At 70.4% G+C, this 12,640-nt stretch carries 15 protein-coding genes; 9 read left to right on the forward strand and 6 right to left on the reverse strand.

Annotated elements, in window-relative coordinates; genetic code table 11:
- Positions 1-2: 2 nt before the first annotated feature.
- From nrdE to nrdH, 3 genes are read right to left on the reverse strand one after another with little or no spacing between them, the layout of a single operon-like run.
- A complete protein-coding gene (gene nrdE, locus ACWGUG_RS13680) occupies positions 3-2,156 on the reverse strand; it encodes a class 1b ribonucleoside-diphosphate reductase subunit alpha (RefSeq protein ID WP_336396538.1) in 2,154 nt (717 codons plus the stop codon).
- Entirely contained in the window at positions 2,141-2,584 is a 444-nt protein-coding gene (gene nrdI, locus ACWGUG_RS13685; protein ID WP_452325001.1) for a class Ib ribonucleoside-diphosphate reductase assembly flavoprotein NrdI, read from the reverse strand. Before nrdI ends, nrdE begins: the two co-directional genes overlap by 16 nt.
- A 3-nt stretch (positions 2,585-2,587) precedes the next feature.
- Positions 2,588-2,821: a glutaredoxin-like protein NrdH gene (nrdH, locus tag ACWGUG_RS13690; RefSeq protein ID WP_336396540.1), complete on the reverse strand. Its 234-nt coding sequence runs from the start codon at positions 2,819-2,821 to the stop codon at positions 2,588-2,590.
- A 364-nt stretch (positions 2,822-3,185) separates the two neighbouring features.
- Here nrdH and ACWGUG_RS13695 point away from each other — a divergent pair, with 364 nt between their 5' ends.
- Positions 3,186-4,394 carry an MFS transporter gene (locus ACWGUG_RS13695; RefSeq protein ID WP_336396541.1) on the forward strand — a complete coding sequence of 403 codons (1,209 nt, stop codon included), beginning with the start codon at positions 3,186-3,188 and terminating at the stop codon, positions 4,392-4,394.
- Positions 4,395-4,449: 55 nt separating this feature from the next.
- Here ACWGUG_RS13695 and ACWGUG_RS13700 read toward each other — a convergent pair whose 3' ends face one another.
- Complete coding sequence (locus ACWGUG_RS13700; protein WP_452325002.1) at positions 4,450-4,854, reverse strand: pilus assembly protein CpaE; 405 nt, start codon at positions 4,852-4,854, stop codon at positions 4,450-4,452.
- Positions 4,855-4,879: 25 nt separating this feature from the next.
- Positions 4,880-5,245, reverse strand: a complete 366-nt coding sequence (locus ACWGUG_RS13705; protein ID WP_336396543.1) for a DUF7882 family protein — start codon at positions 5,243-5,245, stop codon at positions 4,880-4,882.
- Between the two features lie 129 nt (positions 5,246-5,374).
- Between ACWGUG_RS13705 and ACWGUG_RS13710 the strand changes: the two genes are divergently transcribed.
- From ACWGUG_RS13710 to ACWGUG_RS13745, 8 genes are all read left to right on the forward strand, one after another.
- On the forward strand, positions 5,375-5,605 hold the full coding sequence (locus tag ACWGUG_RS13710; RefSeq protein WP_336396544.1) for a hypothetical protein: 231 nt from the start codon (positions 5,375-5,377) through the stop codon (positions 5,603-5,605).
- Positions 5,606-5,626: 21 nt separating this feature from the next.
- Entirely contained in the window at positions 5,627-6,124 is a 498-nt protein-coding gene (locus ACWGUG_RS13715) for a MarR family winged helix-turn-helix transcriptional regulator (protein WP_336396545.1), read from the forward strand.
- A gap of 43 nt (positions 6,125-6,167) precedes the next feature.
- A complete protein-coding gene (locus ACWGUG_RS13720) occupies positions 6,168-6,923 on the forward strand; it encodes an alpha/beta fold hydrolase (protein WP_452325003.1) in 756 nt (251 codons plus the stop codon).
- 39 nt (positions 6,924-6,962) lie between these two features.
- A complete protein-coding gene (locus ACWGUG_RS13725) occupies positions 6,963-8,135 on the forward strand; it encodes an acyl-CoA dehydrogenase family protein (protein WP_452325004.1) in 1,173 nt (390 codons plus the stop codon).
- 102 nt (positions 8,136-8,237) lie between these two features.
- Complete coding sequence (locus tag ACWGUG_RS13730) at positions 8,238-9,509, forward strand: DUF445 domain-containing protein (RefSeq protein WP_452325005.1); 1,272 nt, start codon at positions 8,238-8,240, stop codon at positions 9,507-9,509.
- A 97-nt stretch (positions 9,510-9,606) separates the two neighbouring features.
- Positions 9,607-9,957 (forward strand): gamma-glutamylcyclotransferase family protein, encoded by a 351-nt coding sequence (locus ACWGUG_RS13735; RefSeq protein ID WP_378881647.1) that lies wholly within the window; start codon positions 9,607-9,609, stop codon positions 9,955-9,957.
- 80 nt (positions 9,958-10,037) lie between these two features.
- Positions 10,038-10,925, forward strand: a complete 888-nt coding sequence (locus ACWGUG_RS13740; RefSeq protein ID WP_336396550.1) for an agmatinase family protein — start codon at positions 10,038-10,040, stop codon at positions 10,923-10,925.
- Positions 10,922-11,392, forward strand: coding sequence for a SixA phosphatase family protein (locus tag ACWGUG_RS13745; RefSeq protein WP_336396551.1), 471 nt, complete (start codon positions 10,922-10,924; stop codon positions 11,390-11,392). The genes ACWGUG_RS13740 and ACWGUG_RS13745 overlap by 4 nt, the downstream gene beginning before the upstream one ends.
- 50 nt (positions 11,393-11,442) lie before the next feature.
- Here ACWGUG_RS13745 and hutI read toward each other — a convergent pair whose 3' ends face one another.
- Positions 11,443-12,615 carry an imidazolonepropionase gene (hutI, locus tag ACWGUG_RS13750; RefSeq protein WP_452325006.1) on the reverse strand — a complete coding sequence of 391 codons (1,173 nt, stop codon included), beginning with the start codon at positions 12,613-12,615 and terminating at the stop codon, positions 11,443-11,445.
- Between the last annotated feature and the right edge of the window lie 25 nt (positions 12,616-12,640).

Here is a 12,640-nt window from a genome sequence, read left to right on the forward strand (position 1 = left end):
GATCACAACGTGCACGAGACGCACTCGGACATGTCCGTGCCCTCGAGCGCCATCTGCCGCAGACGGATGTAGTAGATCGTCTTGATGCCCTTGCGCCAGGCGTAGATCTGGGCCTTGTTGATGTCGCGCGTCGTGGCGGTGTCCTTGAAGAACAGCGTCAGCGACAGCCCCTGGTCCACGTGCTGGGTGGCGGCGGCGTACGTGTCGATGACCTTCTCGTAGCCGATCTCGTAGGCGTCCTGGTAGTACTCCAGGTTGTCGTTCGTCATGAACGCGGCCGGGTAGTAGACGCGGCCGAGCTTGCCCTCCTTGCGGATCTCGATCTTGGCCGCGATCGGGTGGATCGACGAGGTGGAGTTGTTGATGTACGAGATCGAGCCGGTGGGCGGCACCGCCTGCAGGTTCTGGTTGTAGATGCCGTGCTGCTGGATCGACGCCTTCAGCTCGCGCCAGTCGTCCTGCGTCGGGATGTGGTGACCGGCGAACATGTCCTTCACCTTGTCGGTCGCCGGGACCCATGCCTGGTCGATGTACTTGTCGAAGAACTCGCCGGTCGCGTACTTGGAATCCCAGAAGCCGTCGAACACCTCGCCACGCTCGATGGCGATCCTGTTCGACGCGCGCAGCGCGTGGAAGAGCACCGAGTAGAAGTAGATGTTCGTGAAGTCGACGCCCTCTTCCGAGCCGTAGTGCACGTGCTCGCGCGCCAGGTAGCCGTGGAGGTTCATCTGCCCGAGGCCGATCGCGTGCGAACGGTCGTTGCCGTCCTCGATCGAGCGGACGGAGCGGATGTGACTCTGGTCGCTGACGGCGGTGAGGGCGCGGATGCTGGTCTCCACCGTCTTGGCCAGGTTGCCGCCGTCCATCGCGAGGGCGATGTTGAGGGAGCCCAGGTTGCAGGAGATGTCCTTGCCGATCTGCGCGTACGAGAGGTCCTCGTTGTAGGTCGTCGGCGTGTTGACCTGGAGGATCTCGGAGCACAGGTTGGACATGTTGATCCGGCCCTTGATCGGGTTGGCCTTGTTCACCGTGTCCTCGAACATGATGTACGGGTAGCCCGACTCGAACTGGATCTCGGCCAGCGTCTGGAAGAACTCGCGGGCGTTGATCTTCGTCTTCTTGATGCGCGGGTCGTCGACCATCTCGCGGTACTTCTCGGTGACCGAGACGTCACCGAAGGGCTGGCCGTAGACGCGCTCGACGTCGTACGGCGAGAAGAGGTACATGTCCTCGTCGTTCTTGGCCAGCTCGAAGGTGATGTCCGGCACCACGACGCCGAGCGACAGCGTCTTGATGCGGATCTTCTCGTCGGCGTTCTCGCGCTTGGTGTCGAGGAAGCGCATGATGTCGGGGTGGTGGGCGTTGAGGTACACCGCGCCGGCACCCTGACGGGCGCCCAGCTGATTGGCGTAGCTGAAGCTGTCTTCGAGCAGCTTCATCACCGGGATGATGCCCGAGGACTGGTTCTCGATCTGCTTGATCGGAGCACCCGACTCGCGGATGTTCGACAGCAGCAGGGCGACGCCGCCGCCCCGCTTGCTCAGCTGGAGGGCGGAGTTGATCCCGCGCGCGATCGACTCCATGTTGTCTTCGATGCGCAGCAGGAAGCACGAGACGAGCTCGCCGCGCTGCGCCTTGCCGGCGTTGAGGAACGTCGGGGTGGCGGGCTGGAACCGGCCGGAGATGATCTCTTCGACCAGGTCGGTGGCCAGCTTCTGGTCGCCGTCGGCCAGCGCCAGCGCCGTCATGACGACGCGGTCCTCGAAGCGCTCGAGGTACCGCTTGCCGTCGAAGGTCTTCAGCGTGTAGCTCGTGTAGTACTTGAAGGCGCCGAGGAACGTCTCGAAGCGGAACTTCTTGCCGTACGCGAAGTCGTTCAGCTGCTGGATGAACTCGAACGGGTACTTCTCGAGCACCGTCGGCTCGTAGTACTCCTTCTCGACCAGGTAGTCCAGGCGCTCCTTGAGGGAGTGGAAGAACACCGTGTTCTGGTTCACGTGCTGCAGGAAGTACTCCCGTGCGGCGCGCTTGTCGGCGTCGAACTGGATCTTCCCGTCGGCGTCGTACAGGTTGAGCATCGCGTTGAGGGCGTGATAGTCCATGCCCTCGAACCGTGCCTGAGTCTTGAAGTCGCTCTGCGTCAGAGTTTCCACCATCGTTCCAATCCCGCGTTCACGCGTTCCACATCTTCAGGCGTGCCGAATACCTCGAGCCGATACAAGTGCGGCACGTGGCACTTGCGGCTGATGATGTCGCCGGCGAGACAGAAGTGCTCGCCGAAGTTGGCGTTCCCCGCGGAGATCACTCCGCGGATGAGGCGCCGGTTGCGCTCGTCGTTGAGGAACCGGATGACCTGCTTCGGAACGGCGCCCTTCTCGACTCCCCTACCCTGGCCTCCGCCATAGGTGGGAGTCACGAGGACGTACGGCTCGTCGACCACGAGCGCCGGATCCGTCGTGTGCAGAGGGATCCGGACCGCCCGGGCGCCGAGCTTCTCGATGAAGCGTGCGGTGTTGCCCGACACGCTGGAGAAGTAGACCAGCAGCGGCGCGTCTGTCGCGACGCGCTGCGTCACGACGGACATCGGTCAGCCCAGTCGCGAGGCGAGCTCGTCGATCTTGTCGGGACGGAAGCCCGACCAGTGGTCCTCATCGGTGATGACGACCGGCGCCTGGAGGTAGCCCAGCGCCTTGACCTGCTCGAGGGCCGCGGGGTCCTCCGAGAGGTCGTGGATCTCGTACTCGATCCCCTTGGAATCGAGCGCCCGATAAGTGGCCGTGCACTGCACGCACGCGGGCTTGGTGTAAACCGTGATCGCCATGTCGATTCCGTCTCCTCAGTGCTTCCCCCGGTGGCATCCGGAGCGATTCCCGGTAGTCCCCCCACCGGGAGTCCAATACTACATATGGGTACCGACATCCGATAGCACCACAAGGGCTAGTAGTTACATCCGTGTGATTTTCCACCGTTCTCCCCATGTACAACACAGGTTGTCCACCGATCCATCCACAGCGGACGAAGCCTGGAAAACGCCTGGATCCCCACGCTTTCCCGGCCCCTGCCGCCCGTTCCTCCACAGCGGCGATGCCGCATCGGCGACCGGCATCGGATTCGCCTGTGGAGAGCCGCCTCGGCGTGTCGTCGGCGTGTCGTCGGCCGGGCCGCGCATGACGTAGCGTTTACAGGTGGCCGGCTACCGGGAACTCCTGCGCACTCCCGGGGTCGCCCGTATCATCGCCGCCCAGCTGACGGCACGATTCCCCAACGGGATGATCAGTCTCGTCATCCTGCTGCACATCGAGGGGATCACCGGTTCCTACGGCGCGGCGGGCGTCGTGCTGGCGGCAGTCTCGATCGGACAGGCCCTCGCCGGTCCCGTCACCAGCCGCTGGATGGGCCGCTGGGGCATGCGGCGCGTGCTCACGCTGACGACCGCGGTCTGCGCGGCATCCCTCTCCGCCATCGCGTTCCTCGTCGTCCCTGTGCCCGTCTACATCGTGCTCGGATTCCTCGCCGGCGCCTCGACCCCGCCGATCGTCGCCGCGGTGCGCACCATCTACGCCAAGATGGTGAACTCGACGCAGCTGACCGCGCTCTACTCGCTGGACGCGTCGCTGCAGGAGGTCATCTGGATCCTCGCCCCGGTGCTCATCACCTTCGTCGCCACGCAGGCCGGCACCGTCGTCGGGCTGGTGCTGGTCGTGGTGATCCTGGTGTCGGGCGGCACGTGGTTCATCCTCTCCCCCGAGGTCGGACGCGTCCGGATCCCGCGCAGCAAGAGGTCGTTCGGCACGGTGCTCACGCGCCCGGCGATCCTCATCGCCACGGTGATCGGCTTCCTCCTCATCGGCTCGTTCGCCGCCGTGGAAGCCGCCGTGGTCGCGACCTTCGATCACGGCGGACTCCAGGCGGGACTGGTGCTGGCGGTCTTCTCGGTCGGCAGCCTGATCGGCGGCTTCGCGTTCGGCCACCTGCCGATGGGGTCCTGGGCGATGGCCCGGCGGCTGACGGTGGTGACGCTCGGGCTCGCCCTGACGGCGCTGTGGCTGAACGTGTGGTGGATCGGAGCCACGCTCTTCGTCGCGGGCATCGGCATCGCTCCGGCGCTCGCCGTGCTCTCGGCGGTCACGACGGCGAGCGTGAAGTTCAGCGACACGGCCGAGGCGTTCGGGTGGGTCGGCACCGGGCAGCTCATCGGCGCGGCGGTGGGCTCGGCGGTGGCGGGGTTCCTCATCGACGGCCCCGGCGGCGTGGCTGCGGCCTACATCGCCGCGGCGGCGTTCTGCGGCCTCGCGCTCACGGTCGCCATCGCCTTCGTCCGTGGCCTCCCCGATCTGCGCGTGCGGGGCGCGAGCCCGATCCCCGACACCGAGCCGGTCAGCACGATCGGCTGACGTCCAGCCTCTGCACCGGCCGCGTCCGCCCTTCCGGCAGGTCGGCGGGCCGACGTCACGCGAGACGGCGCAGAAGCTCCAGGACCGCGAGCGCGTAGGCGTCGGCGGGTTCGGGATGCTCGAACACCCGCCGCTCCCCGCCCAGCACGATCTCCACCTCGTGCGTGTCCGGAAGGCGCCGGAGCGCGCGGAAGGCCCCGCGCAGGAGTTCGCGCAGCTGGTGCTCGTGCGGCAGCCACAGCGCGTCCTCGAGGGCGACGGAGTCCAGCGCCCACTCGGTGGTGCCGTTGAAGGCGAGCAGCTTGCCGGTGGCGTACTCCCTCGGCTCGATCGTCATCTCGCTGACGGTGAAGACGTCGGCCTCGAACTCCGGCTCGTTCAGCTGGAACCGGTCGCCGGAACGCGGATGCCAGATGAGGCCGGCATCGCGCAGCGCCACCGCCAGTTCGGTCGAGATCACCAGTCCATTGTGCGCGTGCCGGGCGTCAGGCGGCGACCGCAGACACCGGGCGGGGCTGCTCCGGGCCTGTCTCGGCGCTCGGTGCGTCCGGCGCTTCGCCGTTCCACTCCAGCACGATCCCCCGGCCCGACATCGCCTCGTCGGCGAGCGTGCGGAGGTACTCGCGATCCAGGCTGTCCGGCTCGGGACCGTCGAAGACGAAGCGGAGCGGGATCGAAGGCTGCATCCACACCGAGGTGCGGCCCTGCGCCGGGTCCTCGCCGTTCGGCCACGTGAGCATGAACGACTCCCCGCGACGCAGCTTGGTCGCCGCCAGCACCTTGATGTGCGCCAGCACATGGTCGGGAATCTCGGCGGGACGGGCCTCTGCTCCGTAGTACAGCTGTGCCATCTCTCAATCCTCCTCACGCCGTCGGTGGCATACAGTCCACCATCTGTCAACACCAGTGAATATGTATCACAGCCGTTGTGTAATTCACTAGACGTCATAACCGCCAAGTGAGTATGCTACGGAGACAAAATGACGATGGTCGAACGCGTCGCAGGGCGCATCCGGGAAGATCGCTCGATCGCGACCTGGCACGAAGTCGACAGCGGCTTCTGGGTGGGGAACGCCTCCGGCGGATTCCTCGGCTCCATCGAGCGTCTGGGGCGCGCGCGGTACCTCGCGCGCGACGAGTTCAGTCGGCCCCTGGGCGAGTACGTCGGGCTGAGCTACGCGCGGGACGCCGTCGTCGAGCGCCATACGTGACTCGAGCACCGGGGAGGCCCCATGCCGCAGAATGTGATCCGCCACGAGAGCGAGCATCTCTACGCCGCGCAGCCGCGCTCCGCTGCCGGTCAGCGACTGAGCGCGGCGATCCTGCAGCTGCGCGCCGCCGAGCGCCGCCAGTCCGACCGGGCGCTGCGGGCCTCCGGCCTCTCGAGCCTGGACCTCACAGCACTGCGCCTGCTGGTCCAGGGTGTGCGCGACCACCGCGATCTCGGCCCCAAGGACCTCATCACGATGCTCGACACGTCCAGCGCCACAGTGACGAACGTGGTGGAACGCCTCGTGGGACGCGGCTTCGTCACGCGCGTCCAGCACCCGCGCGACCGGCGGGCCCACTTCCTGGTCCCGACGCCCGACGGCGTGCAGCGGGTGGACGAGGTGTTCGCCGCCCACCACTCGGCCATCGTGAAGGTCATCGACGACCTCCCCGACGACGAGTCCGAATGCGCGGCGACCGTCCTCGGCAAGATCGCCGACGCGCTCGAGCAGGTTCGCTGAGTTCGGCTCGTCCGCCGTGCGCCCGCGCTCCTAGGCTGGGCGCATGCCCACTCCCGTGACGCTGCCCCGCCTCTCGTGGGGTCACCACGCGGCCGAGCGCCGCGCCCTCCTCATCCACGGCCTCGGCTCGAACGGCGCGCTGATGTGGCGCTACGGCGTCGCCCTCGCCGACGCGGGATGGCGGGCCGATGCCGTCGACCTGCGCGGTCACGGATCGGCGCCGCGCGTCCTCGACTACACGCTCCCCGCCTACGCGGCCGACGTCGTCGTCGCCCGCGCCGGCGACCGCCCATGGGATCTCGTCATCGGTCACTCGCTCGGCGGCGCGGCGGCCGTGCTCGCCGCCGCGTCCGACCCCGGCTGGACGCGGCAGCTGGTGCTCATCGACCCGGCGATCGCACTGACCGATCGCGACCGCGGCATCGTCCGCGACAGCCAGACCCGCGCCTTCGACGACCCGTCCCAGGCCGCCGTGCGCGCGGAGCACCCCGACTGGCACCCGCAGGACATCGAGCTGAAGGCGCTGTCGGCGCAGCAGGCGAGCCGGTGGGCGGTGGAGCAGACCAGCGCGCAGAACACGCGCTGGGATGTGACCGAGGCGGCTCTGCGCATCGAGGTGCCGACCCACGTCATCGCCTCGGACCCCCGTGTGTACTCGATCTTCCGCGGCAAGCCCGCCGAGGCGGCGGTCGCGGCGAACCGGCACTTCACGGTCTCGGTGGTGGCGGGCGCCGGCCACTCGCCCCACCGCGACCGTCCCGAGTCGACAATGGAGGCGCTGCGGGCCGTCCTCGGCTGACGCGCCCGCGGGCGCGCATCCTCGCGGAAGAATGACGGGATGGCCCCCTTCGATCCCCGCGACATCCTCGACGACGATCTGCTCGAGCGCATCCGCTCCCGCGCTGCGGTGCACGACCGTGAGAACACCTTCCCCGACGACGATCTCGCCGACCTGAAGGACGCCGGATACCTGTCGATCCTCGTCCCCCGCGAGCTCGGCGGGGCGGGACTCGGCCTGCGCGAGGCATCCGTCCTCCAGCAGCGCCTCGCCGGGGCGGCGCCCGCGACGGCACTCGCGGTGAACATGCACCTCGTCTGGACCGGCGTGGCGAAGGTGCTCGCCGACCGCGGCGTGGACGCCCTGCGCTTCGTGCAGGAGGGAGCGGTGGCCGGCGAGGTGTTCGCGTTCGGGATCAGCGAGGCCGGGAACGACCTCGTGCTGTTCGGCAGCGGGACGGATGCCGCACCCCTCCCCGACGGCGGCTATGCGTTCACCGGCACGAAGATCTTCACCTCGCTCGCACCCGTGTGGACGCAGCTGGGCCTGCACGGCCTGGACACCTCGACGGAGAACGCGCCGCAGATGGTGTACGCGTTCGTGCCCCGCTCGGAGGTGCAGACCGGCCGGGTGGTGGTGCGCGACGACTGGGACACGCTGGGCATGCGGGGCACGCAGTCGCGCACGACGGTGCTCCGCGACGCGGTGGCCCCGGCAGACCGGGTGGTGCGCACGCTGCCCCCGGGGCCGAGCCCGGATCCGCTCGTCTTCGGCATCTTCAGCGTGTTCGAGCTGCTGCTGGCCTCGGTGTACACCGGCATCGCCCGCCGTGCGCTGGACCTCGCAGTCGACGCCGCGAACCGGCGCACCACGAAGCGCACCGGCAAGCCGTACAGTCAGGACCCCGACATCCGCCGGCGCATCGCCGACATGGCACTGGCCTACGACGCCCTGCCGCCGCAGCTCGAGTCGCTCGCTCGCGACGTCGACACGCTCGTCGACCACGGACCGCGCTGGTTCTCGCTGCTGGCCGGCGTCAAGCACCGCGCGGTGACGTCCGCGAAGGCGATCGTCGACGACGCCGTGCTCGTGGCGGGCGGCTCGTCGTACTTCGCGGGCCACGAGCTCAGCCGGCTGTACCGGGATGTGCTCGCCGGGCTCTTCCATCCGTCCGACCCCGAGTCCGCGCACTCGGCCGTCGCGACGGCGTGGCTGGGACCGACCGAGGACTGAGCGAGAGCAGCCGGTCGGCCGCCGTGTACCTCGTCGGGGACGCTGCCGCAACCGCCGACGCGTATCGCGCTCGCGTCACCGGGCGCGTGCGAGGATGACCCCATGGCGAGGACCCCGACCCATCTGCTGAGCCCCGCCGACCAGGAGCGGCGGCGCGGCCTGCGCACCATGAAGGGCGTCGCCCTCGGCGCGCTGGTCTTCATGGCGGTGCTGTTCGCATTCTCCTTCGCGTTCCAGCAGGACGTGCCCGCGCTCGCCTACGTCCGGGCCGCCGCCGAGGGCGGCATGGTCGGGGCGCTGGCCGACTGGTTCGCTGTCACCGCCCTGTTCCGCCATCCCCTCGGGATCCCCATCCCGCACACCGCGATCATCCCCAGCCGCAAGGACGAGATCGGCCAGACGCTCGGCGAGTTCGTCGAGACGGAGTTCCTGCGCGCCGACGTGGTGCGCGCCAAGCTCGAGCAGACGGCGATCTCGGCGCGCCTCGGCGAGTGGCTGAGCGAGCCCGCGCATGCCGGTCGCGTGGCGGCAGAAGCATCCGTCATGGCCGCCAGCGTGGTGCGCGCGCTCAGCGACGAGGACGTCGGCGACCTGCTCGAGGAGCTGGCCCGCGAACACCTCATCGCGCCCGAGTGGGGGCCTCCGCTAGGCGGGTGGCTCGGCCGGATCATCGAGGCGGGCGGCCATCACGCGGCGGTCGACCTCGCCGCGGACACGGTCGCGGCGTGGCTGGCGGCCAATCGCGCCGCCTTCGGCGGGCTCGTCTCGCGCCGCCTTCCGTCGTGGGTGCCGTCGGTCGCGCACCGGTTCGTCGACGACACGGTGTACAACGAGGCGGTGAAGCTGACAGCGGCCGTCCGCGCCGACCCGCAGCATCCCGCGCGCGTCGCCATCGACGGCTACCTCGCGCGGCTCGCCGAGAACCTGCAGCACGACCCCGCGACGATCGGGCGCTTCGAAGACGCCAAGCTCGCGGTGTTCGACAGCCCGCGCGTGCGCGAGCTCGCCTCCGAGGCGTGGACCACGGCGAAGGCGGGGCTGCTGGACTCCCTCGCCGACGCCGACAGCGGGCTGCGTCGCCGGGCGGCGGAGGCGCTCGGCGAGATCGGCGTGCGACTGACGACGGATGCCACGCTCCAGCGCCGCGTCGACGTGTGGGTGACCGACGCCGCCGTGTTCCTCGTCGACCGGTACCGCCATGACATCGCCTCGATCATCACCGACACGGTCGAGCGGTGGGACCCCGCCGAGACCACCGAGAAGATCGAGCTCATGGTGGGCCGCGACCTGCAGTACATCCGGCTCAACGGAACCATCGTGGGATCGCTCGCCGGACTCGCGATCTTCTCGATCGCGCACGCGCTGCTGGGCTGAGGCGCCGCCACGGCCGCGCCGGGCGTCGGCGGATCCGCCGTGTAAACACTCGATGACAGATCCGCCGTGACGGCTGCGCAACGGGTTGGATGGAGGCGTGTCCGACGACCTGCCCAGCCAGCTCCTCTTCACCTACGGCACCCTGCGGCATCCCGACGTGCAGCTCGACACGTTCGGCAGGCTGCTCGACGGCGACGATGACGCGCTGCCGGGCTACACGGTCGACTACGCCGAGATCGCGGACCCGCGGGTCGTGGACCTGTCGGGTCTGACGGTGCACCCGATCGTGCGCGAGACCGGCAATCCCCTCGACAAGGTCGTGGGGCGGGTGCTGCGCGTCACCGACGACGAGATCGACGCGGCCGACGAGTACGAGGTGGCGCTGTACCGGAGGATCTCGGTCGTGCTGGCCAGCGGCCGGTCCGCCTGGGTCTACGTCGGCATCTGACCGGAGCCGGCGGATCGGCGGCGGTCCTGCGATGCGGGCGGGGGCTGCGCCCGCGCCCGACCGCCCGGTAGCGTCGGAGCGTGACGCTTCCGCATGACGTCCTGTGGCCGCGCGCGGGTGCGTGGCCGCCGATCGACGAGGGCGACTGGGATGCCGCGCTCCTCGGCGTCCCGGCCTTCCGCACGTCGCTGTCCCCCACCGGCGCGCATGCGACCCCCGCCGCGATCCGAGAGGCGCTGCGCCGCTACAGCCCCACCCTGCTCGGACCGCCGCCGGTCGACCTGGACGACCGCCTGCGCATCGCGGACGTCGGCGACATCGACGAGCCCGACGGGCAGGCCGGCGAGGCATCCGTCCGGCTGGCGGTGGCCGCCCTGCGGGAGCGCGCCGACCTCGTGATCGCGCTCGGGGGCGACAACTCGATCACCTACGCGGTGGCGCAGGGCGCGGATGCCGCGGGACTCATCACGATCGACGCGCACTTCGACCTCCGCGACGGCGTCTCGAACGGCTCGCCGGTGCGCCGGCTCGTCGAGGACGGCCTCGACCCGCGCCGCGTCGTGCAGCTCGGGATCGCCGACTTCGCGAACTCGGTCGCCTACGCGCGGCGCGCCGCCGACCTCGGCATCACCGTCGTCACGATGGACGACCTCCGCCGCCGCGGCACGGCCGACGTCGTCGCGGAGGCGCTCCGGGTCGCCGGCGCGGGCGGTGGGCCGGTCCACCTCGACATCGACGTGGACGTGTGCGACCGGTCGGTGGCACCCGGGTGCCCGGCGTCGGTCCCCGGCGGGCTCGCCGCCTGGGAGCTGCGCACCCTCGTGCGCGCCGTCGCCGCGGACGCCCGCGTGCACAGCGCCGACATCGCCGAGGTCGACGCGACGGCCGACGCCCCCGACGGTCGCACCGTGCGGCTGGCGGCGCTGTGCGTCCTGGAGCTCCTCGCGGGGAAGGCGGTCGGGCCATGATCCGTCTGGCGCTGGTGCGGCACGCGAAATCCGACTGGGGCGACCCGGAGCTGGACGATCACGACCGCCCGCTGAACGACCGCGGCCGGAGAGATGCCCCGCGCATGGCCCGCGGGCTCGCGGAGTCCGGATTCCGGCCCGACATCATCCTGTCCAGCACCGCGGTGCGCGCCCGCAGCACGGCGCGCGCGTTCGCCGAGGCGCTGGACGTCCGCGTCTCGCTCGATCCCGAGCTCTACGGAGCCCCGGCCGGCGTGCTGCTGGCGACGGCGGCCGGCAGCCGCGGCAGGTCGGTGCTCGTCGTGGCGCACGACCCCGGGATGAGCGTGCTGGCCGGGCGCCTGTCCGGCGACGCCATCGGCCACATGCCCACCTGCGCCGTGGCGACCTTCACGTGGTACGCGGACGACTGGGACGTCGCGTCGTCGCTCGACCCCGACGAGTGGACCTTCGACACGCCCCGCTGAGATCGTCGACGACCGGAGCCGCCCGGCCCTGCCCGGGCGGCCCCGGCCCGTCACGCGACGGTCCGGCCGCCCACCCATGCGGTGTGGACGAGCGGGACGCCGGGCCGATAGGCCAGGTGCACGCGCGTCGGCGCGTCGAGCATCACCAGATCGGCGCGCATGCCGGGCGCGAGTGCGCCGACGTCGTCGCGCCGGAGCGCTCGTGCCCCGCCCGCCGTCGCCGCCCACAGCGCCTCGGCGGGTGTCATCCCCATCTCGCGCACCGCGAGCGCGATCATGAGCGGCATCGAGCTGGTGAAGCTCGAGCCGGGGTTGCAGTCGCTGGCGAGGGCGACGGTGACGCCGGCGTCGATCAGGCGGCGCGCATCGGGGTACGGCTGGCGGGTCGAGAACTCCACCCCCGGCAGGAGCGTGGCCACGGTCCGGGAGCCGGCCAGTGCCGCCACGTCGGCGTCGTCGAGGTAGGTGCAGTGGTCGACGGATGCCGCGCCCGCCGCCACCGCGATGCGTACGCCCTCGCCGGGGCCGAGCTGGTTGCCGTGCACCCGGGGGGCGAGCCCCTGGGCCACCCCCGCGGCGAGGATCCGACGCGACTGGTCCGGCGTGAACGCGCCGCGCTCGCAGAAGACGTCGATCCAGCGGCTGTGCGGGGCGCACGCCCGCAGCATCTCGCCGCACACCAGCTCGACGTAGTCGTCGGGCCGCTCGGCGTACTCGGCCGGCACGACGTGGGCGCCCAGGAACGTGACCTCCGGCGTCACCTCGGCCGCGAGCCGGGCGAGGCGCTCCTCGTCGGCGACCGTGAGCCCGTACCCCGTCTTGACCTCGAACGTCGTCGTGCCCTGGGCGTGCAGCTCGGCCACGAACGCGCGCAGTCGCGCGCGGAGCACCTCGTCGCCGGCGGCGCGGGTCGCGGCGACCGTGCGCCGTATGCCGCCCGCCGCATACGGCGTGCCCGTCATCCGCGCCTCGAACTCGTCCGCGCGGTCCCCGCCGAACACCAGATGCGTGTGGCTGTCGACGAACCCCGGGATGACCGCGCGGCCGCCGGCGTCGATCACCTCGGCATCCCCGGCGCTCGGGGCCTCCGCGCCCGGGCCGACCCACGCGACGCGGTCCCCCTCGATCAGCAGCGCGGCGTCGTGCAGCGTGCCGCACGGATCCCCGTCGCGCTCGACGTTCGTCGTCAGCTCGCCGATGTTCGTGAGCAGCATCGTGGTCACGGCATCCGTCCGTCCTCCTGCTCGC

This window comes from Microbacterium sp. NPDC055455 (assembly GCF_053619935.1).

Bases quoted from the DNA above. Each gene is read 5' to 3' on its own strand.
- ACWGUG_RS13720 (WP_452325003.1), top strand. From the start codon at position 6,168: ATGCCCACTCCCGTGACGCTGCCCCGCCTCTCGTGGGGTCACCACGCG.
- ACWGUG_RS13705 (WP_336396543.1), bottom strand. From the start codon at position 5,245: ATGGCACAGCTGTACTACGGAGCAGAGGCCCGTCCCGCCGAGATTCCC.
- ACWGUG_RS13725 (WP_452325004.1), top strand. From the start codon at position 6,963: ATGGCCCCCTTCGATCCCCGCGACATCCTCGACGACGATCTGCTCGAG.
- nrdE (WP_336396538.1), bottom strand. From the start codon at position 2,156: ATGGTGGAAACTCTGACGCAGAGCGACTTCAAGACTCAGGCACGGTTC.
- ACWGUG_RS13745 (WP_336396551.1), top strand. From the start codon at position 10,922: ATGATCCGTCTGGCGCTGGTGCGGCACGCGAAATCCGACTGGGGCGAC.
- nrdI (WP_452325001.1), bottom strand. From the start codon at position 2,584: ATGTCCGTCGTGACGCAGCGCGTCGCGACAGACGCGCCGCTGCTGGTC.
- nrdH (WP_336396540.1), bottom strand. From the start codon at position 2,821: ATGGCGATCACGGTTTACACCAAGCCCGCGTGCGTGCAGTGCACGGCC.
- ACWGUG_RS13715 (WP_336396545.1), top strand. From the start codon at position 5,627: ATGCCGCAGAATGTGATCCGCCACGAGAGCGAGCATCTCTACGCCGCG.
- ACWGUG_RS13710 (WP_336396544.1), top strand. From the start codon at position 5,375: ATGACGATGGTCGAACGCGTCGCAGGGCGCATCCGGGAAGATCGCTCG.
- ACWGUG_RS13730 (WP_452325005.1), top strand. From the start codon at position 8,238: ATGGCGAGGACCCCGACCCATCTGCTGAGCCCCGCCGACCAGGAGCGG.